The following is a 23,538-nucleotide window of genomic DNA, read 5'->3' on the forward strand; positions in this document are numbered from 1 at the left end:
TCCAATTCTTTTATTATAGCTCAATGGGGATTTATAAAAAAGTTTTTCATGAAAATGGTCATAAATTTCAAAAGCTGTCGAATGATGTAATAGAGTATTGCATAAACCAACCTTACAGCATATAATAATGAAATTAGTGGAATCGAAAGGATACAGACATGGATAATAAGGGTTTAAATCAAGAGGAATTTTTAAAGATTTTGATGTACGCTCATGATATTGGTGAAAATTCAAATGATGTCACAACAAAAGAAATGCTTGAAAATCTGATTGCTCATATTCGAAATGGTCTTGTTTCATAAAAGTGACCCCCTGCTAGTGATGGCGGGGGGTTTTTGTATGCTTTTAAGAATGGAATGAAAGCTCCCGGCATACGATGTCATTACAAGCATAAGGAGTATGGGGAGCTGATGGTGTCATGAATATTGCGATTGCAGGCTGTGGGTATGTGGGGCTTGTGACAGGTGTGTGTTTAGCGGAGGCAGGACATGATGTGGCGTGTATTGATATTGACCGCCGAAAGGTTATGCAGCTGAAACAGGGAACTCCCCCAATGTATGAGCCCGGGTTAAAAGAGCTATTGAAACGCAATCTTGAGCAGGGACGTATTCATTTTCATATAAATGGAGCGGAAGCCTACACGAAGGCAGATGTATTAATGATTGCGGTCGGCACCCCGCAGCAGGCAGATGGCCAAGCTGATTTACAGTATGTGTTTCAGGCTGCGAAAGAGATGGGGATAAAAGCAAAATCAGGTGCGATTCTTGTGGTGAAAAGTACGGTGCCTGTCGGAACGGGAGATCAAATCGATCAGCTCATCCATCAAGAATTAGGACGGAAGAAACCATTAGCTATTGCATCTAACCCAGAATTTTTACGGGAAGGCTCTGCCATTTCAGATACATTGAGGGCGGATCGGCTTGTGATTGGAGCTGAAACAAAAGCCGTATTAGATCAGTTGGAGGACATGTATGCTGATTTCCACCTTCCATTGGTCAAAACAGACCGTAAAAGTGCTGAAATGATCAAGTATGCATCAAATGCATTTCTTGCGACAAAAATCAGCTTTATAAATGAGATTGCCTCCATTTGTGAAAAAACGGGTGCTGATGTTGAATGGGTGGCGAAGGGAATGGGGCTTGATCAGCGGATCGGTTCTTCCTTTCTAAGAGCGGGCATTGGCTACGGAGGTTCTTGTTTTCCAAAGGATACAAATGCACTTGTCCAAATTGCAGGGCATGTGTCCCATGATTTTGAGCTATTAAAGGCTGTCATCAAAGTAAATAATGAGCAGCGGGCAGGTTTTATCCGAAATATCCAGGAGCGGCTGGGAGCAGCGCTTGAAGGGAAGCGAATTGCGCTTCTTGGTCTGTCCTTTAAACCGAATACAGACGATATGAGGGAGGCACCATCTATTCCGATCGCTCATGAGCTCCATCAATTAGGTGCGGAGCTTGTGGCGTATGATCCTGTTGCTGCCCGGCGTGCAGCTCGTGAACTGCCGGATCAAGTCTTATTTGCTCAAACGATTGAAGAAGCGATCAAGGATGCCGATGCGGTCTGTCTATTAACAGAGTGGGCGGATATTCAGTCGTTTCCACTCGCGTCCTACAAAAAATGGATGAAGCAGCCGCTTATTTTCGATGGACGAAACTGTCATACACTTGAAGCGGCAGAAGAAGCAGGGGTCGAGTATCATTCGATTGGGCGCAGATCAGTTTCTCCAATTTATATGTAAAAGAAAACCGATAACAGTGAATGTTATCGGTTTTTATGAATGCGGCAGAATGAATCCACCATATAAAAATGCAGCCACAATAAGAAAGGCAGGGTGCAGCTTGAATTTGGTCATCAAGAAAAAGGAGATCGCGGCAATGGCGAGAGATTGTGTCCAGCCGATGGCTTTCACTGCATCTCCGCCGATTTCCCATGTTAGTAAAAGCATCATCATCGCAATGACAGGCTGTACGGATAAGGTCATGCCTTTGACGACGGGAGATTGGCGAAAACGGTCAATGAGCTTGAGCAATAAAATGAGTCCGGCAGCGGAAGGCAGGACAGTTGCAAGCAATGCCACGATAAAACCTGGCCAGCCCATGACGTCATAGCCGACATATGCTGCAATCTTCGTAGCGATTGGCCCCGGCAGTGCATTGGCTAAAGCCAGCATATTGGAAAATCCTTCGTTCGTCATCCAATGAAAATGATTGACGATTTCTTCATAATTGAGCGGGATGGATGCAGGGCCTCCGCCATATCCTAATAGATTAGATAAAAAGAATGCCCAGAATAAAAAGAGAATCAGTATCATGAAGACACTCCTTTCTCTTTATTTGACCGATGCCAGCGATTTTTCAGCTTAAAATGAAAAGCGCCATAAAATAAAAAGATCATCACAATGATTCCTGGATGAATGGAGAGCACTTGCAGTCCGACAAAGGCAAGAAGGAATAGAGTGATCCCGAAGATCATGCCGAAGCCTTTCAGCGTTTTTTGTCCAAACTCATATGCCATGATGCCTAACAGAACGGCAATGACAGGGGTCACAGCACCAATCATATTTTGAATGATTTGTGAGGAACTTAAGACGCTGACAAGTGTGACAAGGGCTACCATAGCGAGACATGTCGGTAAAATATGTGCAGCTGTTGCGACAATTGCGCCAGATACGCCTTTTAATCGATAGCCGAGGTATGCTGACATTTTGGTTGCGATCGGGCCTGGTAATGCATTGGCGATGGCGAGTGTTTCTCCGAATTCGTCATCGTTGACCCATTGATATTTCACCACCGCTTCATGGCGAATAAGCGGTATCACTGAAGGGCCTCCGCCAAAACCGAGAATCCCGGTTCGCACCATAGCGATAATGAGTTCGATATATGATTGCAAGTGGTTCAACTCCTGTCTACAATTTCATGCCCATACGGCTTTTGTATCGTTTAATGAGCATTTGGCAGTCCACACTGACAACGCCTTCTAGCGGGTATAGTTTTTTTGTCAGAAATGTCTCCATTTCCTGTTCATCTTGAAAAATGCCATGCATATGCAGCTTGCTTGGTCCTGTCATATGATAAAGACTCGTGACAGCTGTTTCTTGTTCAAGCTGAAGGGCAACCGCTTCTAAAAATTTTGGCTCTACCTCTACATTAAAGAAGACAGAGACATGAATGCCGACCTTCGCGGGGTTAATCACAGCGGTGAAACGTTCAATGACTCCTGCTTCAATGAGCTGCTGAATGCGGGCTTGCACGGCAACACGTGACAGACCGACCTGTTTGCCGAGATCTGTATAAGACATGCGCCCGTCCTCGTGTAATAGGGATAAAATTTGTTTATCTCTTTCGTCTAATGTTAGGTTCGGAATGCTATAGTCTTTTGACACCATATAACCACCTTTCTTCTGTTGATATTCTATCATATTTCATTACGTATAGAATGATTGATTTCTCATTTACTATCGAAACGAAAACGTTACGGGTGAAAAAACATCTTTATGCATTAAAAAACACCCCGAGCTCATCGGGGTGTCTTCATTTATTGATCCGGGTTGCTTTCTGCACTGGCAATTTGCTGTGCAAGGTCAGCTCGATCAATGTCGGCTTGAAAGAATTCCTGCGTATTCGGCAGGTGTAAATTCATATGACGTTTTTGAGATATGCGGATGGTGACTTGATCAACGGTGTAATCAAATACGTGTCCGCCAACACTTCGATCTTCATCAATAAAATGAAGGTGATATCCACTTACCGCAATGCCGTGTGCGTACTGCGGTGTACGGAAGCCTGCGATCGTACCTTGAATATCCTCGAAGTCGAAAATAGGCTGAGACTTGACTGCTTCTACCATCGGAACGTAAGGTTTTTCCTGTTTTTCAACCGTACGTGTTTGAACCTTTTTGAATGATCCATCAATGCGGACCGCATAAAAGATATTTTTACTTGGTAAGATGCGGTCAATTTCTTCTTCCAGTTCTTTGGACGTCATTGGTGCATCAATTCGATGAACGATATCTGTTTCAAAGAAAGCTAGAGAGCAGAATGGTGAATAATCTTGATCGGTGACTGGTGTCGCTGTTCCATCCGAGCGCAGCCGGTAGAATGCACCGTCAAAGCCGATCAGCTCCCCATCTAATTGATTAAATGTACCGATGCCGAAATCACCGTGTTCAGGAATATGCGCGAGGGAGAAATCTCCATCATATACGGCTTCAAGCAAGGAGGTCATCGTCGATACTTGATAGACCTCTTGCTGTTTGTCATGCTGTCTTGTGTCATTCTGTTGATTCATTGGGTGCATCATACCCATATCCGCTCACTCCTTTAATGTAATGTATCGAAGTCTTATCTGACGTTCGCTGTGTGTTTTTTGCGATAGACTTCTGGCCATTTTTGACTGGCGAGGTCAGGGTTATCTTGATAGTCAATCGGAATATCAATGATCACGGGTCCTTCTATGTTTATACCCTTTTGAAGGACGGTTGAAAGTTCCTCAGGTGAGTTGACCCGTAATCCAGTCGCTCCAAAGCTTTCCGCATATTTCACTAAATCGATCTGTCCGAATTCAACGCAGGATGTACGGTCATATTTCATTTCCTGCTGGAACGCAACCATGTCATATGTGCTGTCGTTCCAAACAAGGTGAACGAGGTTTGTCTTTTTGCGGACAGCTGTTTCTAACTCCATTGCGGAGAAGAGAAAACCGCCATCACCCGAAACCGAAATAATCTTTTCATCTGGATTCAATATAGAAGCCGCAATTGCCCATGGTAATGCGACGCCTAATGTTTGCATGCCGTTACTCACCAAGAATGAGTTCGGTTCATAGGCGCGGAAGTGACGGGACATCCAAATCGCGTGAGATCCGATATCACATGTGACCTTTGTGTCATCAGGAATCAGACGTCTCAATGTATGAATGACATCCAGCGGGTGAGATCGATGACTTTCTCTTTGTGGTACCTTTTCAATGTCGCTTAATAGCTCCTGTAATTCAGTGACTAATTCTATGTTCTCTTTGCATAGAGAAAGAGGAACACTGTCATGCGCTAGATGTTTGACGGTTTCAGAAATATTGCCTACAAGTTCAAGCGCTGGCTCATAAAAATGGTCAATATCTGCCTGCATGTCATCAACATGAATGATCTGGCGCTGTTGCGGCTGAAGATTCCAATGCTTCGGATCATACTCGATTGGATCAAAGCCAATGGTCAAAAGGACATCTGCTTGTTCAATGAGAAGGTCACCCGGCTGATTACGGAATAAGCCGATTCTGCCTACATATTGAGACTCGAGCTCTCTTGAGAGAACGCCGGCTCCTTGATACGTTTCAACAAATGGGATACCAAGTGTTTTTAATAATGCTCTTGTGGCATTTGCAGCAGCTGGACGACTGGCTTTCATTCCCACAATCGCAATAGGTAAGTGTGCATTTTGAATTTTGGCGATAGCCGAACTGATGAGAGCATCCGGTGCAGGACCTAATTCTGGAGAAGGGTGAGCAGACACTGCTGTTTGTGTGGTGTGTTCTGTCACGACATCTTGTGGAAAGCTGATAAATGCTGCTCCAGCCTGCCCTTTTTGTGCCGCGCGAAAAGCATTTGTTAATGCTTCTGGTATATTATGAACGTCTTGTACTTCAACACTATATTTGGTGACTGGTTTGAATAATGCCGCATTGTCGAGTGATTGATGTGTTCGTTTCAGACGATCTGCACGAATGACGTTTCCAGCGATTGCGACAACAGGATCACCTTCTGTATTGGCTGTTAATAGACCTGTTGCTAAATTAGATGCTCCAGGACCTGATGTGACGAGACAAACACCTGGTTTGCCAGTTAAACGTCCGACAGCAGCTGCCATAAAGGCTGCATTTTGTTCGTGTCTGCATAAGACAAGCTCTGGACCTCTGTCTTTTAATACATCAAATACAGCGTCAATTTTTGCACCTGGAATGGCAAAAACATGGGTCACACCTTGAGCAATCAGCGTATCGACAATCAACTCTGCTCCTCGTCTTGTTAGGGGTTGTGCTTGAGATTTCATTTACCCCGCACTCCTTTCGGCAAGTAAAATTTTTTATGAAAATATATTTTCATGATATGATTTACTATACATTTCATAAAATAAAATTTCCAATATATGTTTAACGCAGTTTTGATATGTTTCACGAATAAGTGTGTGAGGAGTGAAAGGATGGAACTGAGACATTTGCAGTATTTTGTCACAGTAGCGGAGGAGCTGCATTTCGGCAGAGCAGCCGCACGGTTGAATATGACACAGCCTCCACTTAGTCAGCAAATTAAGCAGTTTGAGGAAGAATTGGGTTTTCCTTTATTTCACCGGTCGAAACGGGTGGTGGAGCTAACAGCTGCTGGAAAGGTCTTTTTACATGAGATTCGGGGAGTGCTGCAACAGCTTGATAAAGCGGTTGATCATGCCCGTCATACAGCAAGAGGAGAGCTGGGGAAAATCATCATAGGTTTTGTTGGAACGGCGACGTATGATATTCTGCCTCCCGTTGTACGTGAATTCAGGGAGATGTATCCCTCTGTCAGTATCGAGCTGCAGCAGCTTTCTGTTCCGCAGCAGCTAGAGGCTCTTTTAAATGGTGAGATTGATATCGGTTTTTTACATCCTACAGCGCCGCATGAAGAACTAGTCAGTCGTTTGATGAAGCAAAGTGAATGTATTTTTGCGATTCCAAAAAATCATCGATTGGCTCAACAAGAGACTGTCACGATTGAAGATATCCGTCATGAACCGATTATTTCTTTATCACAGGAATCGTGGCCGTCCCTTTATCAGCACTTTGTCCTGCTATGTGAAAAGTACGGATTTTCTCCAAATATCGTGCAGGAAGCGGCGGAATATCAAATGATCATTGGTCTTGTCACAGCAGGGATCGGTATTGCAGTGATTCCAAAATCAGCCCGGCGTTTATTTAATCTGGATGTTGTTTATCGAGCCATTGAGGGTGAACAGCTTCTGGCGGAATGGACGATTTCCTATAGACGGGAAAATCATAATCCCGCTTTATTTCATCTTGTCCACCATATCCTGCATCGCACCGAGCTAGAATAAGAGGTATAGGGAACGGGTTATGGTATGATGTCGTTACATTAAAAGGAGGCGTACCTGAATTGATTACATTGCAAATGGATCAGCTGTCACGAAAAGAGGCATATAAATTATTATCTGGTTCTATCGTTCCAAGACCGATAGCGTTTATTACAAGTCTATCTAAAGAAAATGTCGTCAATGCCGCACCATTTAGTTTCTTTAATGTCATCAGTGGACACCCGCCGCTCATTGCCGTTTCTATCGGACGACGTGAAGGTCAGATGAAAGATACTGCTCAGCATATTATCGATAGGGAAGAGTTTGTCGTTCATGTGAGTGATGAAGCCATAATAGAAGATATTAATGAAACAGCTGCTACGCTGCCGCAGGAAGAGAGTGAGCTGGAACGAACCGGTCTTCATCAAGTAGAGAGTCATGTCATTTCAGTGCCGGGGATCAAGGAAGCTCGCATTCGTTTTGAATGTCAGCTGGAAAAGCATCTCACCTTTCAAAATGATGAAGGGGAGATCACGGTCGATCATATCATTGGCCGAGTTGTATGTGCACATTTAGATGAGGGTGTTTATGATGTAGAAAAAGGCTATGTTTCTACTAATGAACTGAAACCAGTCGCGCGACTAGCAGGTAATGATTATGCCCATTTAGGCACGTCATTTGTGCTGAAAAGACCACAGTAATCAAAAAACCCCCGAGTGATGCTCGGGGGTTCTGTTTATTTCTTCTGTTCTAGTTTCAGTGGAGCTGCGATGTTCTTTTGTACTTTTTTCCCTTTTAATACGTCGTTTGCAGCACCGACTGCCAGTTGACCGATCAGCTCTGGCTGCTGAGCAACTGTTGCAGAGAGTTTTCCTGCTTTGATTGAGCTGAGTGCATCTTCGTTCCCGTCAAAACCAACGACGAGAATGTCTTTTCCGGAGCTTTGAATTGCCTCTAGCGCGCCAAGTGCCATTTCATCATTGTGGGCAAAAACGGCTTTGATGTCAGGGTTTCCTTGAAGGAGGTTTTCCATGACATTCAGTCCTTTTGTCCGGTCGAAGTCAGCAGCTTGTTTCGCTGTCACTTTTAAGTCTTTATCTGCTATTTTATGGAATCCTTTACCACGCTCACGTGTAGCGGAAGCGCCTGGTACGCCTTCTAATTCAGCGACTTTTGCTCCTTTGCCGAGCTTGTCGATGATAAAGTTAGCTGCCATTTCTCCGCCTTTGACGTTATCTGAGGCGACAAGTGCTTCTACCTTTCCACTTTCGGCTGAGCGGTCTAATGTGATGACAGGTATATCAGAAGCGTTCGCTGATTCGACAGCGGTTGATATGGCAGATGAATCAGCTGGGTTGATGAGCAATGCGTCGACACCTTGCTGAATTAAATCTTCTACATCACTTGTTTGTTTAGCTGAATCATTTTGTGCATCTGCAATCACGACGTCAATGCCTAGCTTTTTCGCTTCTTTTGTCACACCGTTTTTCAAAGAAACGAAGAATGGGTTATTTAATGTCGAGATTGACAGCCCGATTTTGATGTCTTTTTTCTTGCCATCCTTTGATGACTTGGCCCACTCAGGTGGTTCAAGTGAGCAGGCAGAAAGCATGAACAATGAGAGAGTCAGGATGAGAATAAGATATTTTTTCATAGCAGCTGCCTCCTTAAGCAGATTTCTTTCTGTCTAGCAGGACTGCAATCAAGATGACAATCCCTTTCACAACAGATTGATAGAATGATGAAACACCAAGTAAGTTCATACCATTGTTCAGGACACCGATAATGAGTACCCCGATGAGTGTGCCGACAATTCGTCCTCTTCCGCCGGACAGGCTTGTCCCGCCAAGTACGACGGCAGCAATGGCGTCAAGCTCATAGGACGTACCAGCTGTTGGCTGTGCAGAATTCAGACGAGATGTTAAGATCGCACCTGCTAAGGCAGACATGAAGCCTGCTAATGAATAGATCATAATTTTCACGCGCGGTACTTTGATTCCTGAAATGAGCGCAGCTTTTTCATTCCCGCCGATTGCATATGTTCTTCTGCCGAAAGGCGTTTTATGAAGCAGTACCCAAAGGACGATAAAGGTGAGAAGCATCGTGATCGCTGGAACAGGAATGCCTAAGAAATATCCGCGGCCGAATAACTGAAAGGCATAGTTAGAGCCAAGCCCAGTAATCGGGTTTCCATCTGTATAAACGAGTGTCAAACCTCTGAAAATCGTCATTGTCGCAAGTGTTGCGATAAAAGGAGCCATTTTTCCTTTTGTGATTAAAAGACCGTTAATCATCCCAAGAACGGCACCGATGATACAGCCGACGATAATGGCTAAAATCGGGTCCATGCCAGAAACGATAAAGCCGGCAGTCAGGGCACTGGACAGTGCAAGAATGGCACCGACTGATAAATCAATACCTCCAGTTAAAATAACAAATGTCATCCCAAAGGCAATGAGGGCATTAATGGAGATTTGTCTCAGTAAGTTTAAGATGTTTAAAGGCTCTAAAAAGGCCGGGTTTAAAATAGAAACAATGGCGACAAGGATGATGAGTCCTAAGAATGGCCCAAGCTTTTGCATGATGTGGTCAAATCGTCCATTTGAAGTAAGTGGTTTCATGTTACTTCCCTCCTGTAGCTAGTGTCATAATTCGTTCCTGTGTTGCTTCTGTTTTGTCTAATTCTCCGCTGATGGTTCCTTCATGAATGACGAGTACTCGATCGCTCATCCCGAGTATCTCTGGGAGTTCAGAGGAGACCATTAAAATGGCAACGCCTCGATCGGTCAGTTCATTCATTAACTGATAGATTTCTCGTTTCGCTCCGACGTCGACACCTCGTGTCGGTTCATCTAAAATCAAGACCTTTGGCTGTATGCCGATCCATTTGGCGATGACGACTTTTTGCTGATTTCCACCAGACAGGCTTCGGGCAGAAATGTCAGAGGAAGCCGTTTTAATCGTCAGTCGTTTGATGAGCAGGTCGACAAAATCCTGTTCATTTTTCTTATCAATCAGTCCCTTTGGAGAGAAGCTTTTTAAGTTTGGCAGACCGATGTTTTCTCGGATGGATGCATCAAGCATGAGCCCTTCATCCTTGCGATCTTCTGTGATAAAGCCGATCCCGAGCTTGACAGCATCACTTGGTTTTTTAATAACAGCCTTTTTTCCGTGAACCCAGATTTCTCCTTGGTCAAGAGGATCAAGGCCAAAGAGTGATCGCATCATTTCGGTCCGGCCAGCCCCCATTAAGCCTGCAACACCGACGATTTCTCCAGCTTTAACTGAGAAACTGATATCTTGAAATTGTCCTTTTTTCGTTGCTTGTTTCACCTCGAGGATAATATCTCCTGTAGAAGGCGTACGCTCAGGATATCGATCTGTCAATTCACGGCCGACCATTTTTTTGACGACTTCATGGAAATTCGTTTCAGGTATGGCTTTCGTATCGACCGTTTTCCCATCACGCATGATCGTAATCCGGTCACAGATTGCAAAGATTTCCTCCATACGGTGAGAAATATAGACGATGGAAACGCCTTCTTTTTTGAGAGATTCAATGACCTGGAAGAGCTTTTCAATTTCACGTTCCGTTAGAGCTGCTGTCGGCTCATCCATGATGATGACTTTCGCATCGGTCATTAATGCCTTTGCAATCTCAATCATTTGTTTTTGTCCAACAGAACAGCTTCCTGCCTCTTGATCAAGCGAGAGATTCACAGACAACCGGTCCAGCTGCTTTTGCGCGAGGACCTTCATTTTCTTTGTGTCTAGCAGCCCGAGCTTCGTATAGATTTCTTTCCCGATGAAGAGGTTCTCCAGGACGGTCATATCCGGCCATATATTGAGCTCCTGATGAATGAAGGCAATGCCGTGCTGTTCCGCTTCTTTTGGATTTTTGAAAGCGGTTTCTTTTCCGTCGATTTGTATCGTTCCTTGATCTAAAGAATAAAGACCTGTAAGCAGGTTCATTAAAGTTGATTTTCCCGCACCATTTTCACCCATGAGTGCGTGGACTTCGCCTGTGACGAGGTCAAAGGAGACCCCGGAGAGAACGGTGTTTTTCCCAAAAGCCTTATGGATGTTATGCATCTCTATGTTCATATCTGGCTCCTCCTTTTAAAAGATGACACCGGCATGAAGAATGCAGTTTGCGTATGGGGTGGCTTCACCCGTTCGAATGACTGCTTTTGCCTGTTTGGTCATGTCTTTGAACGTCTCGTGGTCTACTTCATGTAATGGTTTTGAGAACGCTTTCTTAAGAAATAAATGATCTCGTTCATTGGCCTCTTTGATTTCACTAGCCACAGTCATGTTTTCAACAGCCATTTCCTGAAGAAGGAGGGAGGTGACCTCCTGAAAGGACGGTGTGCCGATTGATAATGCCAGATCGATTTTGACTGGACCTTCTGGAATAGGGAGACCGCAGTCTGCGATGACGATTGTATCTGTATGGCCAAGGTCAGCAAGCACCTTGGCGATATGGCTGTTTAGGATGCCGTTTTTTTTCATTTCTTTTTCTCCAATTCTTCTCTTGTTGGCATGCCGCCTTGTGCGCCAAACTTTGTGACAGATATTGATGCTGCAAGATTGGCAAAGGCAAGTGCATCATAGAGGGATTTGCCTTCTGTTAAGGCGACAGCCAAGGCTCCGTTAAAGGTATCGCCAGCTCCTGTTGTATCGACTGCTTCTACAGGTACACCTGGAACTAATACTTCTTTCGATCCATCAAAATATCGAACCCCATTTTTCCCTTCTGTGACTAGTAATTTGTTAGGGTATTGACGCAAGGCATCTTCAATTGGCAGACCATCGAACATAAGAACAGCTTCGTGTTCATTCGGTGTAATGTAAGCAGCCTGATTTAAAACCTGCTGCGATACTTTGCGGGCTGGTGCAGGGTTTAAAATCACAGGGATTTCTTTTTCACTGCAAATGGAGCAGACCGCTTCGACCGTTTCTTCAGGTATTTCCTGCTGGATAAGAACCATCCCAATATCATCAATTGTAGAAAGAGCATCATTTACATAGTCAGGAGTGACCTCATTATTTGCCCCTTTGACCACGACAATGCTGTTATCACCTTCTGCTAAAATGATATGAGCTGTGCCGCTCTCCATTTCGGTAACCGGTTTCATATATGAGGTACGGACACCTTGTTTTTGTAAATTGCTCAGAATTTCCTGACCATAGGCGTCATCACCAACTCGGCCGACCATATATACATCTGCACCGAGTCTGGCACTTGCGACTGCTTGATTGGCACCTTTTCCGCCTGGGACCGTTTTAAACGATTCGCCTAAAACCGTTTCACCGGCATTTGGCCGTTTATCTGATGTGACGACTAAATCCATTGAACAGCTTCCTACTACAACAATATGACTCATTGTGAATCCACCTTTCTTGTGGTCTCTCGTTCAATAAAAGAGACGGGCATTTGAATAACTGGCTGATCTATCGGTTGTTTCTGAATCGCTTTGATTAACAGCTGTGCCGCTTCTTTCCCCATCTCATAGGCGGGTTGCCTAATGGTCGATAAGGAAGGGAAAAGCAGCTCGCTTTGCGGAATATCATCAAATCCAATGATTTGAACGTCTCCTGGAATGGCTTTTCCAATACGAAGCGCTTCATGGATGACCGCTGTTGCGACGATGTCATTGCTGGCAATGATCCCATCTGTTTCAGGGTACAGCTGGAAGAGGGCTTTGGCGCTTTTTCGGGCTTCTTGAAAGGAAAAGGAAGCATTAGACATCACATGAAAGTCGACACCTGTATCCGTGAGAACATCGAGTGCGCCCTTGAAGCGCTGCCGAGCTGTTTGTAGATGGGCAGGTCCTTTTAGCAGTGTGATCTGCCGGCTACCGCGTCTAATTAATTCCATTGCGGCCATTTTCCCGCCAGCTGCAGCATCTGCAAAAACAGAAGGTGCATGTGGAACGGTTCGATCTAAAAACACAACAGGTAAATCATCATCGTTGTATATATCTGATTCAGGTTCATTTGTGACTGCGATGACACCGACCACTTGATTTTGTTTAAAGGTTTGTAAGTAGGCCATTTCCTTCTCTCGATCCTCATCACTGTTCCCGAATAATAACCGAAAACCGTGCGCATGAATCTCATCCTCAACACCTCTAGCTAGTTGAGGAAAGAAGGGGTTTGTGATATCAGGCAAGATTAAGCCGATTAAGCGTGATTCTCTTTTGAAAAGGGCTCTAGCCACTTCATTGGGAAAGTAGTTCAACTCCTGCATCGCTTGTGTCACGCGGGTTTTCGTATCTGAATGGACGTATCCAGTATCATTGAGCACGCGTGAAACAGTGGCAACAGATACTTGTGCAGCTTTTGCGACATCTTTAATTGTAGCCAATGGAGAGCCTCCCTTCATGAGTGTGTAACCGTTTACACACATAGATTATCACGAAAGCATCAAAATGACAATCTAAAAAAATAAAAAAAGAAAAGAAAGAAGGCTTCTTCCTTTTCTTAACTAATAATACCTGTTTGTGTAATGTTCACTTTCACTTTTGGAATGATTTTCACCTTCGGATAATCGGTGACCCAGTTCATTTTCATATACTCATCATAGTGTCTTACCCGATATTTTCTGCCAAGGCTGAGAACGTCAGAATTCGCTTCTTGCAGGGTGGCAATAACTTTTTCAGCGTCTTTTGTGAAAATAGCTGATAGCCTTTTATTTAACATTTCAATTTTTTTATCTGTATCTAAATTGTCTTTCGGGTATTCAATAACAGAGGTGGTGAATTCAAACTCAAGAGAGAAGGTTAAGTTTCGGTGATCAGGATTGACGATTTTAATGTCTCTCTTTGAATCGGTTACTTGAACGGTGATGTAATTGTTCTCTTTTAATTTCATATCACTTCTTACTTTTTTCGTGAAGTTTGCATAGCTGCCCATTTTTCCATCCATAATGGTGAGCAGAATGGCATCCTGGGCATATAGTTCACCTTTCTTTTTCTCATTATCAAATAAGGCAACCCCCCTCACACTCGTTAACTTTTTTGACTTATCGTAGTAGAGTAACGGCAGTGTGAAATCCTCACCGGTTTGCAGCATTTTGGACCGGATATTTTGAATGTTCTTAGGTGAAACTTGTGAGGAGCGTGATGCAGAAGTGATCAGGTTGTTTAAATAGTCGCTCACAATAAGTTTTTCCTTGAGCAGTTGATTGATTAAATCTACACAGCTCCCGCCTTGCACCACTGCCAAGTTTGCGAGTAAAGGGCTTTTGGGATCGCGGTAAAACATATCTAAGTAAGGGAGCAGCCGGTTTTGGGCAAATTCATCACCGATCAGCAGCACACGCATTTTCGACATATCGATTTTTTGGTCTACACTCCGGCTAAAGTTGCTTCTTGCTTTTCTTAAAGTAGGCGCATCGGTTGTGAGAACAGTGGTTAAATAACTGCCGGTATTCCCTTGCTGCATACTTTGAGACTGCTGCACCTTTCGATAGGTAATCGAATATCTCGCATTGTCATCCTCTCCTTGATCAACAGCTGAAGTTAAAACAAGAGAGATGTCTTTTAATAGGTTTTGATCCCAGCAGCCAGGCATGAAAATGAGGGAAACACACATAAGCAGTGTCAACATGTACTTATGACGCATGTGATTTCACCTTCTTTTTACGATGTTTGATCAAGATAATAACGGCCATCATGATCGGAAGTGTGTAAATAAATGAATATTGTGCAACGGTGGTAAAGTCATTAAATCGCTGAATTCTAAAGTTATCAGTTGAAAGAAAACAGCTGACAGCATAAATCAAAATGGCAAAATAGTAGACATATTTTTTGTGATTTTTTTTCTTAAGCATACTGGATACACCATTTGCACAAAAGTACAGATAATTACTCAGTGTAGCTAGAATGACAAAGACCCAAAAGCTTAGAAAAATTAAATCCGTCCGCTCAATGACACCGAACGTAACGGTTTTTAAAAGGTACAAAACAGGATTCGGGATGACATTAAGCTCAGCCGGGCTGAAAAACATAAAACAAATTAATGTAATAAATAGGTAGTAAAGTGTCGTACATATATTTGAAATGGTCATCACTTTATATCGTTCCTTAATGGAGCCCTTCATTAGTGGGGAGATGACCAGAATCATCTCAAATCCATTCATTGACAACACCACATCCTTCAATCCAATTTGGAGTTGAGAAACATCCGTTTGGAAAAAAGGCATGAGATAATCAATATTGGTTCCTTTCAATGCATAGAACATCAATAGAGAGAGCATGAGCAAAAAGGGCGTTAAGATAAAGTTGAATCTGACAATGGCTGTAATTTGCTCCTTTGCGATATAGATAATGCATATCATGAGTAATAGGTTAATGACCCAGTTTGGTGTAAGCGGGAGCACCCATATGCCAAGAATCCTTGTGAATATTGAAAGCACAACGATACAAACCGAGGCAAAGTATACCGTATAGAGCGTGACCAAGATGCGTCCAATCCATTTTCCAAAGACCTCAATCAGCACTTGGAAAAATGACGTTTCAGGATACTTGTAGATGATATAAAGAAAAATCGTATTGATGATCTGTATAAAAAAACACGCTAAAATAATCGCCATCCAGCCATCGTGTCCTATGTCTTTCATCAGCAAATGGGGGAGAGCTAAAATTCCAACACCAATTTGAGATTGGATAATAAAAAAAACAGCTTGAGGTGGAGATATTTTATTTTTCATCTTTCTTTTTCCATCCTCTCAGTTGTTCAATTTGTTTGCTCTTTTGCGGATTTAAATAAACAGGTCGATTTTTGTACATCCACATTGGGAGTCGAACCACAGTATCTTTTAAGTCCTGCCAGTTAAATGGAGCAACAGGTGATAAATATGGTACCCCTAGTGATTCTAAGCGGCATAAATTCATGAGCATAATGGCAAGCCCAAATGAAATGCCAATAAATCCAAACATTGATGCCATAAACATGAGCGGGAAACGAAGCATCCTGATGGTGGACGTCATTTCAAACGACGGAAGTACAAATGAAGCGACAGCTGTTACAGCGACTACAATCACTTGGACATTCGAAATAAGTCCTGCCTGTACAACCGCATCCCCAATAACCAAACCACCTACGATTCCAATGGTCTGCCCGATTGGTTTAGGCAGACGCACTCCAGCCTCACGTATGAGTTCAATCGTGATCTCCATCAAAATAGCCTCTATTAATGGAGGAAAGGGAATTCCGATAATAGAGTTCTTCATGGTAATGGCTAGTTCATCTGGGACAACCTCATAATGAAACGCAATAACAGCAATATAAAAAGATGGCAATATAACTGCGATGATGCAGGCAAGATAACGCAAAATTCGAATAAACGTAGCAGGAATCCAGCGGCTGTTATAATCATCTGGTGACTGAAAGAAGCTAAAGAACGTGATAGGCAGAATGATGGCCATTGGACTACCATCCATGAGTACGACTATTCTGCCTTCAAGGATCGCAGATCTCACCTTGTCCGGACGTTCTGTATCAATCAGCTGCGGGAAAATAGAAAATGAATCCTCCTCAATTGCCTCAACGATAGAGCCAGGACTTAACAGTGTGTCTACTTTAATAGAAGAAATCCGTCTGTTGACCTCTTCGACCTTTTCTTGATTGGCAATATCAGATATATAAACCGTTGCAAGCTTTGTTTCCGATTTTGTACCGATCTTATGATATTGAATGGCGAGCTTCCGATCATTTAAATGGGAACGCAGTAAGTAGATATTGGTATCAAGACTTTCAACAAATCCATCATGTGCGCCTGCGATAATACTTTCCGAAGAAGGTTCAGAAATAGAGCGCAGCGGAGGCTGTCCAACAGCAAATAGCTTAATTTGTGAGGAGTTTTCATCAAGAAAGGCAATACTTCCTGCAATAATACTGTCTGTGATCAGCGTCAAGTCGCCTGTTTCAAGTGTGCTAAGAGATTTTGTATAATCCTGCTTTCCAGGAGGGCCTAACAAGTTGCCGATGATGAAATCATTTAGTTTTCCTTCATCTATTCTTGTTTTTATAAAAAACAGCGCAGATTTCGTTTCATTCACCATTAATTCTCGGTATTCAAAATCGCCGCTTTGCTGAAATGTTTTTTTCAGGATCCGGATTTTTTCCTCAAAGCTTCCTGATAAAAAATGCAGGCGTGTTTGCTCATTGGAGTTTGGCATCTTGAGCCTCCTCTCACAGATTTTTTAACCATAGTGTAAGCGGAGAAGCGAATTTTATTCGTCACCTTTGGGGAAAGCATGACATGAGCTGACAACTTTCAACTAAATTCATATTAAAAATGTTAAGAAATGATGAATCTTGATAAAAACAAATGAATAATGTTTCATTGTTTAGGTCATAAGGTGCGAATCTCGTAAAGAGAAGGTACACCGAAATGATCAAAGTTTTACATCTTATCCCAATTTTTTGTGACCTAAAAATAAGCAGATGACTTGATTTTTTTAGAGGTGACCTTTGTCATAGGTCAACACACAGCAATCTGACCAAGGAGAATGACTTTCTAACCTGTTCATTCAAAAATATAAAACATTTCAAAACACGCACTATTCATTTAAAGCGCTGATATGACTGATGTTATAGAGAATAACAGACTTTAAAACATTGATTCAAAATACATCTTAATAATTGTCGAAAAATTTAGGGAGAAAAGGACAAAAGATTTTCGGATCATTGATGTTAACGCTTTCTCATGAATTCAGCAGAAATTCAGACTGATTTTTGTCCGTCTTTTGGCCTTTTCATTTAAAGGATAGGTAGGCAAAAAAGCCTTTTGATTAGAGGAATTTGGCATACGAGGAAGTGAAAGATTATGTTACATAATACCGATTGTGATTTTATGCTGAACAGATATACTGTTGATTGAATTTACATATCACACTCATAAAAAAAGGAGATGTAGATAGCGATGTGGTTAATCGTTATAGCCTGTGTCATCATGTTAGGGATTGGCTTTATTGAAAAGAAGCGTCATCAGAAAAATATCGATGCCCTGCCGGTGCGCGTCAATATTAATGGTATTCGCGGAAAGTCTACCGTCACAAGATTGACAACCGGTATCTTAATGGAGGCAGGTTATAAAACTGTCGGTAAAACAACGGGAACGGATGCAAGAATGATTTATTGGGATACGCCAGAGGAGAAACCGATTAAAAGGAAACCGCAAGGACCGAATATCGGAGAGCAGAAGGAAGTTATGAGAGAAACAGTTGAAAGAGGAGCAAATGCCATCGTCAGTGAATGTATGGCGGTAAATCCAGATTACCAAATTATCTTTCAGGAAGAGCTGCTTCAAGCAAACATTGGCGTAATCGTAAACGTTCTTGAAGATCATATGGACGTCATGGGGCCAACACTTGATGAAATAGCAGAAGCCTTTACAGCGACAATTCCTTACAATGGACACTTGGTTATTACGGATAGTGAATATACGGATTTCTTTAAAGAGATTGCGAAAAAACGCAACACAGAAGTCATTGTTGCAGATAATTCCAAGATTTCCGATGAGTTTTTGCGGAAATTTGAGTACATGGTTTTCCCAGATAATGCTTCACTGGCACTCGGTGTTGCCCAAGCATTGGGGATTGATGAAGATACGGCATTCAGAGGAATGTTAAATGCGCCGCCTGATCCAGGAGCGATGAGAATTCTTCCATTAATGGACGCGAAAACACCTGGACACTTTGTAAATGGATTTGCGGCAAATGACGCATCCTCTACATTGAACATTTGGAAGCGTGTGAAAGAAATTGGATATCCAACAGATGAACCGATTATTATTATGAACTGCCGTGCGGATCGAGTAGATAGAACGATCCAGTTTGCGGAGGATGTACTTCCTTATATTGAAGCAAGTGACCTTGTTTTAATTGGTGAAACAACAGATCCAATTGTGAAGGCATATGAGGAAGGGAAAATTCCGGCTGACCACTTACACAACCTTGAATATCAATCTACAGAACAAATTATGAATATGCTTGAGAAAAAGCTTCATAATCGAGTGGTTTATGGAGTCGGCAATATCCATGGTGCCGCTGAACCGTTAATCGAAAAAATTCAAGAATACAAAATTAAGCAGCTTGTCAGCTAGGAGGAAATATAGAAAATGTTCGGATCAGATCTTTATATCTCGTTAATTTTAGGAGTTCTACTCAGTTTAATCTTTGCAGAAAAAACAGGAATCGTACCAGCTGGACTTGTTGTCCCAGGTTATCTGGCGCTCGTATTTAATCAGCCAGTCTTCATTTTAGTCGTCTTATCTGTCAGCTTGCTTACGTATGTGATCGTTCGTTTTGGCTTATCAAAATTCATGATTTTATACGGACGCAGAAAGTTTGCTGCGATGCTCATTACAGGGATTGCCTTAAAACTCATATTTGATTTCTTCTATCCAGTGGTCCCATTTGAAATAGCAGAATTCCGCGGAATTGGAATCATCGTTCCTGGATTGATTGCGAATACGATTCAAAAGCAAGGTCTTACAATTACCCTTGGAAGCACGTTACTTCTAAGTGGTGCAACATTTGCCATCATGTATGTTTACTATCTATTTTAAGATAAGGTGTGTCCAATGATGAATAAAAAATTGAGCTTTCAGGAAAAGCTGCTGAAAATCACAAAGAACCAAAAGAAAAAGACGAATAAACACGTACTCATTGCTTTACCGATCGTCATTGCTTGTACATTTCTATTTACGTTTATCGGGAAAGCACAAGTGCCAACTGTACAAAAGAATCCAGAAAACATCCTGACCGCTTCGTTTGTCGGTGACATTATGTTTGGAAGAAACGTAGAGAAAGTAACAGACCGCTATGGTAAAGAGCATCTCTTTCGCTATGCCAAGCCATATTTTGATGTGTCAGATTATGTGACAGGAAACTTTGAGCATCCAGTCGCAACAGATAAAGAACAGGCAGCCCAAAAGAATATTCATTTAAAAACAGATGAAGATTCTGTCCAAGCATTGAAGAATTTGAATTTCTCTGTCTTAAACTTTGCGAATAACCATGCGGCAGACTATGGTGAAAAAGGGCTGAACAATACAATCGATGCCTTTGAACAAACTGACATGGATTATACAGGCGCAGGTCGTAACCTCCAAGATGCGAAGCAGAACATTTCATACAAAGAAGTAAATGGTGTCAAAATTGCTACGCTTGGTTTTACAGATGTGTATGGGAAAGATTTCAAAGCAACGAATCGCCAGGCGGGTATTCTGCCAGCCGATCCATCTATCTTTATTCCGATGATTTCGCAGGCTGCTGAAAAGGCAGATATTGTCGTTGTTCATGCTCACTGGGGACAGGAGTACAACAATGAAGTAAACGACAGGCAAAGAGAATTGGCAAGAGCGATGTCTAAGGCCGGAGCTGATATCATTATCGGTGCTCACCCGCACGTCCTTGAACCAATGGAAGTCTATAACGGAACGGCGATTTTCTATAGCCTAGGCAACTTTATTTTTGACCAAGGCTGGTCAAGAACACGTGATTCTGCACTTGTTCAGTATCATCTGAATGAAGATGGAAAAGCGACATTTGAAGTTGTCCCAATGTACATCAAAGAAGCAACACCTGCTCCAGTAAAATCAGGATCTCTTGAATCAAAAGCCATTATCCGTATGCTGACCAATGGAACGAATGCGGATTGGAAAGAAAAAGACGGACACATTTTCTTTGAAGTAGATCACGCTGATAAAGTTAAAAACTTAAAAGAAAACGGAGGGAAAGAGAAGAAATGAAATTCCTAAAAGCAAGCTGGCCGTTTGTTGCGTTAATCTTAGTCTTTGTCTTTATGTCTGCTTTTAAATTTAGTGACAGTCTGACAGATCACGAAAAACAAAAGATTTCGGTTGAAATGCAGAAAATTGAACAGCAAAAGCAGTCAAAAGCGGAAGCAGGTAAATAACCTAAATAGGAGAAAGGGCACGCACATCGCGTGTTCTTTTTTTGTCGAAAAAGGGTGTAAAATGAATGGTGTCATGCCGAAACTATAGAAGATAGGAGGGAAAGGATCATGAAATGGAAAGGAATGTTGATCGGAGGGTGTGCGCTTGTAGGGCTGATGTTCATGTCTCAACCAGCGGTATCTGCTCAAACACCATCTCTTTTGGAGCAAGCGGAAAAGCTGATTGGAACACCTTATCATAAAGGAGGAACCGATCCAAAAACGGGCTTTGATGCATCTGGGTTTATTCAATATGTGTACAAGACATCCGAAACATTTGATTTGCCGCGGAAGGTAATTGACCAATATCAGATTGGAAAAAAGGTATCATGGGATAAAGCGCAGCCCGGTGACCTTGTGTATTTCCGAAGTCTTGAAGAAACGAAGGATATCCCAACACATGTGGCGTTGTACGCGGGGAACGATCAGGTCATCCATATCACGCTTAGTCAAGGTGTGGTGAAAACGGATGTCAGCAAAAGCAAATATTGGACTGATCGATTTTATGCGGTCAAACGCTTGCCCGGCACACAAGACATTTCTGATGACCCTCTTGTGAAAGATGCGATGACCTATTTAGGTATTCCTTATGTATTTGGAGGAACCGATCCAAAGACTGGATTCGATTGCTCAGGTTTTTTACAGTATTTATTTGAAAAATCACTTGGAATTTATTTACCTCGAAGTGCTGAACAGCAGTGGGCTGTTGGAGAAAAAGTGGCATTAGACGATATTCGCCCTGGGGATTTTGTCTTTTTTAGCAACACATATAAACCCGGAATTTCTCATGTAGGTATGTATATTGGAGGCGACCGCTTTATTCATGCGAGCCGTTCTGAAAGTGTGACAATTTCTTATTTGTCTGAATCGTATTGGCGCGAAAAATGGACAGGTGCGAAACGATTAACAGATCTGGAGCTGTCGAAAGAGGATCCTATCGTATCAAAAGCCGCTACGTATATTGGCGAAGTCCCTTATGTCAAAGGCGGTACGAATCCAAAGCAAGGATTTGATACAGCAGGGTTTACGCAGTACGTGTATCAAGAAGTGCTTGGCATTGAGCTGCCTCGCTATGCATCAGGTCAAGTCAAAGCAGGTACGCCTGTGAAACGTTCTGAGCTTCAGCCGGGAGATCTTGTCTTCTTCAGCGGGACATCATTGATGCCGGCAATTTATGCAGGATCAAATCAAGTCATTCATGTGACTGTCTCAAACGGCGTTGTCTTAACCAATATGAAAACAAGTACGTACTGGAAGGACAAATATGAAACGGCTGTTAGAATCAAAAAATAAAGAAAAAGCCCGATCAATACTTGTATCGGACTTCTGAACTTCTCTATAGGCGCTGATCAGACAAGCGTCTTTTTTTCATGGAATTGATTTTGTAAAAGAAGATCAATAAAATAAGCGACACCATTTTCATGATTCCCTTTTGTGATGTAAGTGCTCTTTTCTTTAATGACATCAACCGCATTCCCCATTGCAATGCGGTGGCCTGCTTCTTCAAACATAGAAAGGTCGTTTGGGCTGTCACCAATTGCATAAATATGTGAGCGGTCTACACCATAATGGGCTGCGAGTTTTTTCAGGGCATGTCCTTTTCCAGACTCTTTTGGCAGCACCTCAATAATATGTTTTCCAGACGAGGTCAATGAAAGCTCGGGCATGTCTGCCAGAAGATTTCGTGCTTTGGTCAGTTTGTTCATATCAAACGAGAAGCAGAGTAATTTATAGGTCGGCTCATTCGACTCAAAAATCTGACGGATATCATCCACTGGTTTGATGCCAAATTGTTTAAATTGCGTCATGGCTCCCTCCCATAGATCAGCGAGATCCTCATTTGGGTTTGCGCTTTCGATCAGATCAAATTCTGCTTTCAGCTTCTCTTTTCCATCGTAAGGGGAGAGGAGAGCATCGTCTGTATAGACTTCAAAGTAAATGTTTCGTTCTACTAATGCCTTAGCAGCGCGCTTGCCCGCTTCTTGGTCCAATGTGATTCGGCTGAAGAGCTCGTATCCCTCTGTATGGACAGTCCCGCCGTTTGCCGCAATAATGGGGATGTCCAAATCGCCAAGCAGCTCCTTTACATCAAAAGTTGCCCGCCCTGTACAGATGGTCACAATATATCCCGCTTCCTTCGCACGAATCAATGCCTCTCGGTTTTGAGCGGATATTTCACTTTTTGTATTTAAAAGTGTACCGTCCAGATCAATCGCAATCATTTTTTTCATCGCTGTCAAATCCTCCTTCATTCATGCAATAGCCTCTTCAAAGTATGTACGATTTCCTTTATTCTCATAAAAAAAGGATGGTTGTTTCCTCACTATCAAGGCTAAACAAAAATGAGCGAATGATCAAGGAAATAAGAAAAAGCGCCCATTAGGGACGCTTCCAGCGTGTAGACAAACCCTCGCATTCGGTGTCAGGTCTGCGCTCCGGTACTCACGAATCTCAAATTCGCTCTGTTCCGGTGCTCACCCTTCCTAGAGCTGCAAAGGTTTTCTATCACGCT

At 42.6% G+C, this 23,538-nt stretch carries 24 protein-coding genes; 9 read left to right on the forward strand and 15 right to left on the reverse strand.

The genetic code is table 11. The features are described from left to right. Positions 1 to 158: 158 nt before the first annotated feature. Positions 159 to 302, forward strand: coding sequence for a hypothetical protein (locus AMR95_RS19260; RefSeq protein ID WP_003214884.1), 144 nt, complete (start codon positions 159 to 161; stop codon positions 300 to 302). A gap of 116 nt (positions 303 to 418) precedes the next feature. Beyond that, positions 419 to 1,738 (forward strand): UDP-glucose dehydrogenase family protein, encoded by a 1,320-nt coding sequence (locus AMR95_RS13745; RefSeq protein WP_058838580.1) that lies wholly within the window; start codon positions 419 to 421, stop codon positions 1,736 to 1,738. Between the two features lie 33 nt (positions 1,739 to 1,771). On the opposite strand, the gene AMR95_RS13750 is transcribed toward AMR95_RS13745, so the two are convergent. The 5 genes from AMR95_RS13750 to alsS all read right to left on the reverse strand — a co-directional run bounded on the left by AMR95_RS13750 (position 1,772) and on the right by alsS (position 6,041). Then, complete coding sequence (locus tag AMR95_RS13750; protein ID WP_249115323.1) at positions 1,772 to 2,311, reverse strand: chromate transporter; 540 nt, start codon at positions 2,309 to 2,311, stop codon at positions 1,772 to 1,774. After that, positions 2,308 to 2,889, reverse strand: a complete 582-nt coding sequence (locus AMR95_RS13755) for a chromate transporter (protein WP_082672242.1) — start codon at positions 2,887 to 2,889, stop codon at positions 2,308 to 2,310. The genes AMR95_RS13750 and AMR95_RS13755 overlap by 4 nt, the downstream gene beginning before the upstream one ends. A gap of 16 nt (positions 2,890 to 2,905) precedes the next feature. After that, complete coding sequence (locus AMR95_RS13760) at positions 2,906 to 3,382, reverse strand: Lrp/AsnC family transcriptional regulator (RefSeq protein WP_039183339.1); 477 nt, start codon at positions 3,380 to 3,382, stop codon at positions 2,906 to 2,908. Between the two features lie 152 nt (positions 3,383 to 3,534). Further along, a complete protein-coding gene (gene budA / locus AMR95_RS13765) occupies positions 3,535 to 4,305 on the reverse strand; it encodes an acetolactate decarboxylase (RefSeq protein ID WP_058838581.1) in 771 nt (256 codons plus the stop codon). A gap of 35 nt (positions 4,306 to 4,340) precedes the next feature. Continuing rightward, complete coding sequence (gene alsS / locus AMR95_RS13770; RefSeq protein ID WP_058838582.1) at positions 4,341 to 6,041, reverse strand: acetolactate synthase AlsS; 1,701 nt, start codon at positions 6,039 to 6,041, stop codon at positions 4,341 to 4,343. Between the two features lie 150 nt (positions 6,042 to 6,191). On the opposite strand from alsS, the gene alsR reads away from it, so the two are divergent. Further along, positions 6,192 to 7,079, forward strand: coding sequence for an acetoin biosynthesis transcriptional regulator AlsR (alsR, locus tag AMR95_RS13775; RefSeq protein ID WP_058838583.1), 888 nt, complete (start codon positions 6,192 to 6,194; stop codon positions 7,077 to 7,079). A gap of 74 nt (positions 7,080 to 7,153) precedes the next feature. Next, positions 7,154 to 7,756, forward strand: coding sequence for a flavin reductase family protein (locus tag AMR95_RS13780; RefSeq protein WP_058838607.1), 603 nt, complete (start codon positions 7,154 to 7,156; stop codon positions 7,754 to 7,756). A 35-nt stretch (positions 7,757 to 7,791) separates the two neighbouring features. On the opposite strand, the gene rbsB is transcribed toward AMR95_RS13780, so the two are convergent. The 9 genes from rbsB to AMR95_RS13825 all read right to left on the reverse strand — a co-directional run bounded on the left by rbsB (position 7,792) and on the right by AMR95_RS13825 (position 17,242). Then, entirely contained in the window at positions 7,792 to 8,709 is a 918-nt protein-coding gene (gene rbsB / locus AMR95_RS13785; RefSeq protein ID WP_058838584.1) for a ribose ABC transporter substrate-binding protein RbsB, read from the reverse strand. Positions 8,710 to 8,722: 13 nt separating this feature from the next. Then, the gene (gene rbsC / locus AMR95_RS13790) at positions 8,723 to 9,676 is read right to left on the reverse strand and encodes a ribose ABC transporter permease RbsC (protein WP_024423678.1); all 954 of its coding nucleotides are present in this window, start codon (positions 9,674 to 9,676) and stop codon (positions 8,723 to 8,725) included. Between the two features lies 1 nt (position 9,677). Continuing rightward, complete coding sequence (locus AMR95_RS13795) at positions 9,678 to 11,159, reverse strand: sugar ABC transporter ATP-binding protein (RefSeq protein ID WP_058838585.1); 1,482 nt, start codon at positions 11,157 to 11,159, stop codon at positions 9,678 to 9,680. A 15-nt stretch (positions 11,160 to 11,174) separates the two neighbouring features. Beyond that, on the reverse strand, positions 11,175 to 11,567 hold the full coding sequence (gene rbsD, locus AMR95_RS13800; RefSeq protein ID WP_039181978.1) for a D-ribose pyranase: 393 nt from the start codon (positions 11,565 to 11,567) through the stop codon (positions 11,175 to 11,177). Further along, positions 11,564 to 12,442, reverse strand: coding sequence for a ribokinase (gene rbsK, locus AMR95_RS13805; protein ID WP_058838586.1), 879 nt, complete (start codon positions 12,440 to 12,442; stop codon positions 11,564 to 11,566). The genes rbsD and rbsK overlap by 4 nt, the downstream gene beginning before the upstream one ends. Then, a complete protein-coding gene (locus AMR95_RS13810) occupies positions 12,439 to 13,425 on the reverse strand; it encodes a LacI family DNA-binding transcriptional regulator (protein WP_058838587.1) in 987 nt (328 codons plus the stop codon). The genes rbsK and AMR95_RS13810 overlap by 4 nt, the downstream gene beginning before the upstream one ends. A gap of 116 nt (positions 13,426 to 13,541) precedes the next feature. Next, on the reverse strand, positions 13,542 to 14,684 hold the full coding sequence (locus AMR95_RS13815; RefSeq protein ID WP_058838588.1) for a Ger(x)C family spore germination protein: 1,143 nt from the start codon (positions 14,682 to 14,684) through the stop codon (positions 13,542 to 13,544). After that, positions 14,674 to 15,771: a GerAB/ArcD/ProY family transporter gene (locus AMR95_RS13820; protein ID WP_058838589.1), complete on the reverse strand. Its 1,098-nt coding sequence runs from the start codon at positions 15,769 to 15,771 to the stop codon at positions 14,674 to 14,676. The genes AMR95_RS13815 and AMR95_RS13820 overlap by 11 nt, the downstream gene beginning before the upstream one ends. Continuing rightward, positions 15,761 to 17,242 carry a spore germination protein gene (locus AMR95_RS13825; protein WP_039181964.1) on the reverse strand — a complete coding sequence of 494 codons (1,482 nt, stop codon included), beginning with the start codon at positions 17,240 to 17,242 and terminating at the stop codon, positions 15,761 to 15,763. Before AMR95_RS13825 ends, AMR95_RS13820 begins: the two co-directional genes overlap by 11 nt. A gap of 746 nt (positions 17,243 to 17,988) precedes the next feature. Here AMR95_RS13825 and pgsB point away from each other — a divergent pair. From pgsB to AMR95_RS13845, 5 genes are all read left to right on the forward strand, one after another. Further along, positions 17,989 to 19,170 carry a poly-gamma-glutamate synthase PgsB gene (gene pgsB / locus AMR95_RS13830; protein ID WP_039181962.1) on the forward strand — a complete coding sequence of 394 codons (1,182 nt, stop codon included), beginning with the start codon at positions 17,989 to 17,991 and terminating at the stop codon, positions 19,168 to 19,170. A 15-nt stretch (positions 19,171 to 19,185) separates the two neighbouring features. After that, positions 19,186 to 19,635 carry a poly-gamma-glutamate biosynthesis protein PgsC gene (pgsC, locus tag AMR95_RS13835; RefSeq protein ID WP_007497520.1) on the forward strand — a complete coding sequence of 150 codons (450 nt, stop codon included), beginning with the start codon at positions 19,186 to 19,188 and terminating at the stop codon, positions 19,633 to 19,635. Positions 19,636 to 19,653: 18 nt separating this feature from the next. Then, positions 19,654 to 20,820 (forward strand): CapA family protein, encoded by a 1,167-nt coding sequence (locus tag AMR95_RS13840; protein WP_058838590.1) that lies wholly within the window; start codon positions 19,654 to 19,656, stop codon positions 20,818 to 20,820. Beyond that, positions 20,817 to 20,987 (forward strand): hypothetical protein, encoded by a 171-nt coding sequence (locus tag AMR95_RS19265; protein WP_087976066.1) that lies wholly within the window; start codon positions 20,817 to 20,819, stop codon positions 20,985 to 20,987. Before AMR95_RS13840 ends, AMR95_RS19265 begins: the two co-directional genes overlap by 4 nt. 108 nt (positions 20,988 to 21,095) lie before the next feature. Further along, positions 21,096 to 22,319 carry a C40 family peptidase gene (locus AMR95_RS13845; RefSeq protein WP_058838591.1) on the forward strand — a complete coding sequence of 408 codons (1,224 nt, stop codon included), beginning with the start codon at positions 21,096 to 21,098 and terminating at the stop codon, positions 22,317 to 22,319. A 56-nt stretch (positions 22,320 to 22,375) separates the two neighbouring features. Here the strand turns inward: AMR95_RS13845 and AMR95_RS13850 are convergent, their stop codons facing one another. After that, positions 22,376 to 23,257 carry a Cof-type HAD-IIB family hydrolase gene (locus AMR95_RS13850; protein WP_197412156.1) on the reverse strand — a complete coding sequence of 294 codons (882 nt, stop codon included), beginning with the start codon at positions 23,255 to 23,257 and terminating at the stop codon, positions 22,376 to 22,378. Positions 23,258 to 23,538: the final 281 nt, after the last annotated feature.

Source organism: Bacillus sp. G1(2015b), assembly GCF_001482475.1.
Classification (GTDB): Bacteria; Bacillota; Bacilli; order Bacillales; family Bacillaceae; genus Bacillus; species Bacillus safensis.

Excerpts from the sequence above, each read along its gene's own strand:
- budA (WP_058838581.1), bottom strand. The coding sequence starts at position 4,305 with ATGGGTATGATGCACCCAATGAATCAACAGAATGACACAAGACAGCAT.
- AMR95_RS13750 (WP_249115323.1), bottom strand. The coding sequence starts at position 2,311 with ATGATACTGATTCTCTTTTTATTCTGGGCATTCTTTTTATCTAATCTA.
- AMR95_RS13815 (WP_058838588.1), bottom strand. The coding sequence starts at position 14,684 with ATGCGTCATAAGTACATGTTGACACTGCTTATGTGTGTTTCCCTCATT.
- alsR (WP_058838583.1), top strand. The coding sequence starts at position 6,192 with ATGGAACTGAGACATTTGCAGTATTTTGTCACAGTAGCGGAGGAGCTG.
- AMR95_RS13840 (WP_058838590.1), top strand. The coding sequence starts at position 19,654 with ATGAATAAAAAATTGAGCTTTCAGGAAAAGCTGCTGAAAATCACAAAG.
- AMR95_RS13825 (WP_039181964.1), bottom strand. The coding sequence starts at position 17,242 with ATGCCAAACTCCAATGAGCAAACACGCCTGCATTTTTTATCAGGAAGC.
- pgsC (WP_007497520.1), top strand. The coding sequence starts at position 19,186 with ATGTTCGGATCAGATCTTTATATCTCGTTAATTTTAGGAGTTCTACTC.
- pgsB (WP_039181962.1), top strand. The coding sequence starts at position 17,989 with ATGTGGTTAATCGTTATAGCCTGTGTCATCATGTTAGGGATTGGCTTT.
- AMR95_RS13845 (WP_058838591.1), top strand. The coding sequence starts at position 21,096 with ATGAAATGGAAAGGAATGTTGATCGGAGGGTGTGCGCTTGTAGGGCTG.
- AMR95_RS13780 (WP_058838607.1), top strand. The coding sequence starts at position 7,154 with ATGGATCAGCTGTCACGAAAAGAGGCATATAAATTATTATCTGGTTCT.
- AMR95_RS13745 (WP_058838580.1), top strand. The coding sequence starts at position 419 with ATGAATATTGCGATTGCAGGCTGTGGGTATGTGGGGCTTGTGACAGGT.
- AMR95_RS13795 (WP_058838585.1), bottom strand. The coding sequence starts at position 11,159 with ATGAACATAGAGATGCATAACATCCATAAGGCTTTTGGGAAAAACACC.
- AMR95_RS19265 (WP_087976066.1), top strand. The coding sequence starts at position 20,817 with ATGAAATTCCTAAAAGCAAGCTGGCCGTTTGTTGCGTTAATCTTAGTC.
- rbsB (WP_058838584.1), bottom strand. The coding sequence starts at position 8,709 with ATGAAAAAATATCTTATTCTCATCCTGACTCTCTCATTGTTCATGCTT.
- alsS (WP_058838582.1), bottom strand. The coding sequence starts at position 6,041 with ATGAAATCTCAAGCACAACCCCTAACAAGACGAGGAGCAGAGTTGATT.
- rbsD (WP_039181978.1), bottom strand. The coding sequence starts at position 11,567 with ATGAAAAAAAACGGCATCCTAAACAGCCATATCGCCAAGGTGCTTGCT.
- AMR95_RS13820 (WP_058838589.1), bottom strand. The coding sequence starts at position 15,771 with ATGAAAAATAAAATATCTCCACCTCAAGCTGTTTTTTTTATTATCCAA.
- rbsK (WP_058838586.1), bottom strand. The coding sequence starts at position 12,442 with ATGAGTCATATTGTTGTAGTAGGAAGCTGTTCAATGGATTTAGTCGTC.
- AMR95_RS19260 (WP_003214884.1), top strand. The coding sequence starts at position 159 with ATGGATAATAAGGGTTTAAATCAAGAGGAATTTTTAAAGATTTTGATG.
- AMR95_RS13850 (WP_197412156.1), bottom strand. The coding sequence starts at position 23,257 with ATGAAAAAAATGATTGCGATTGATCTGGACGGTACACTTTTAAATACA.
- rbsC (WP_024423678.1), bottom strand. The coding sequence starts at position 9,676 with ATGAAACCACTTACTTCAAATGGACGATTTGACCACATCATGCAAAAG.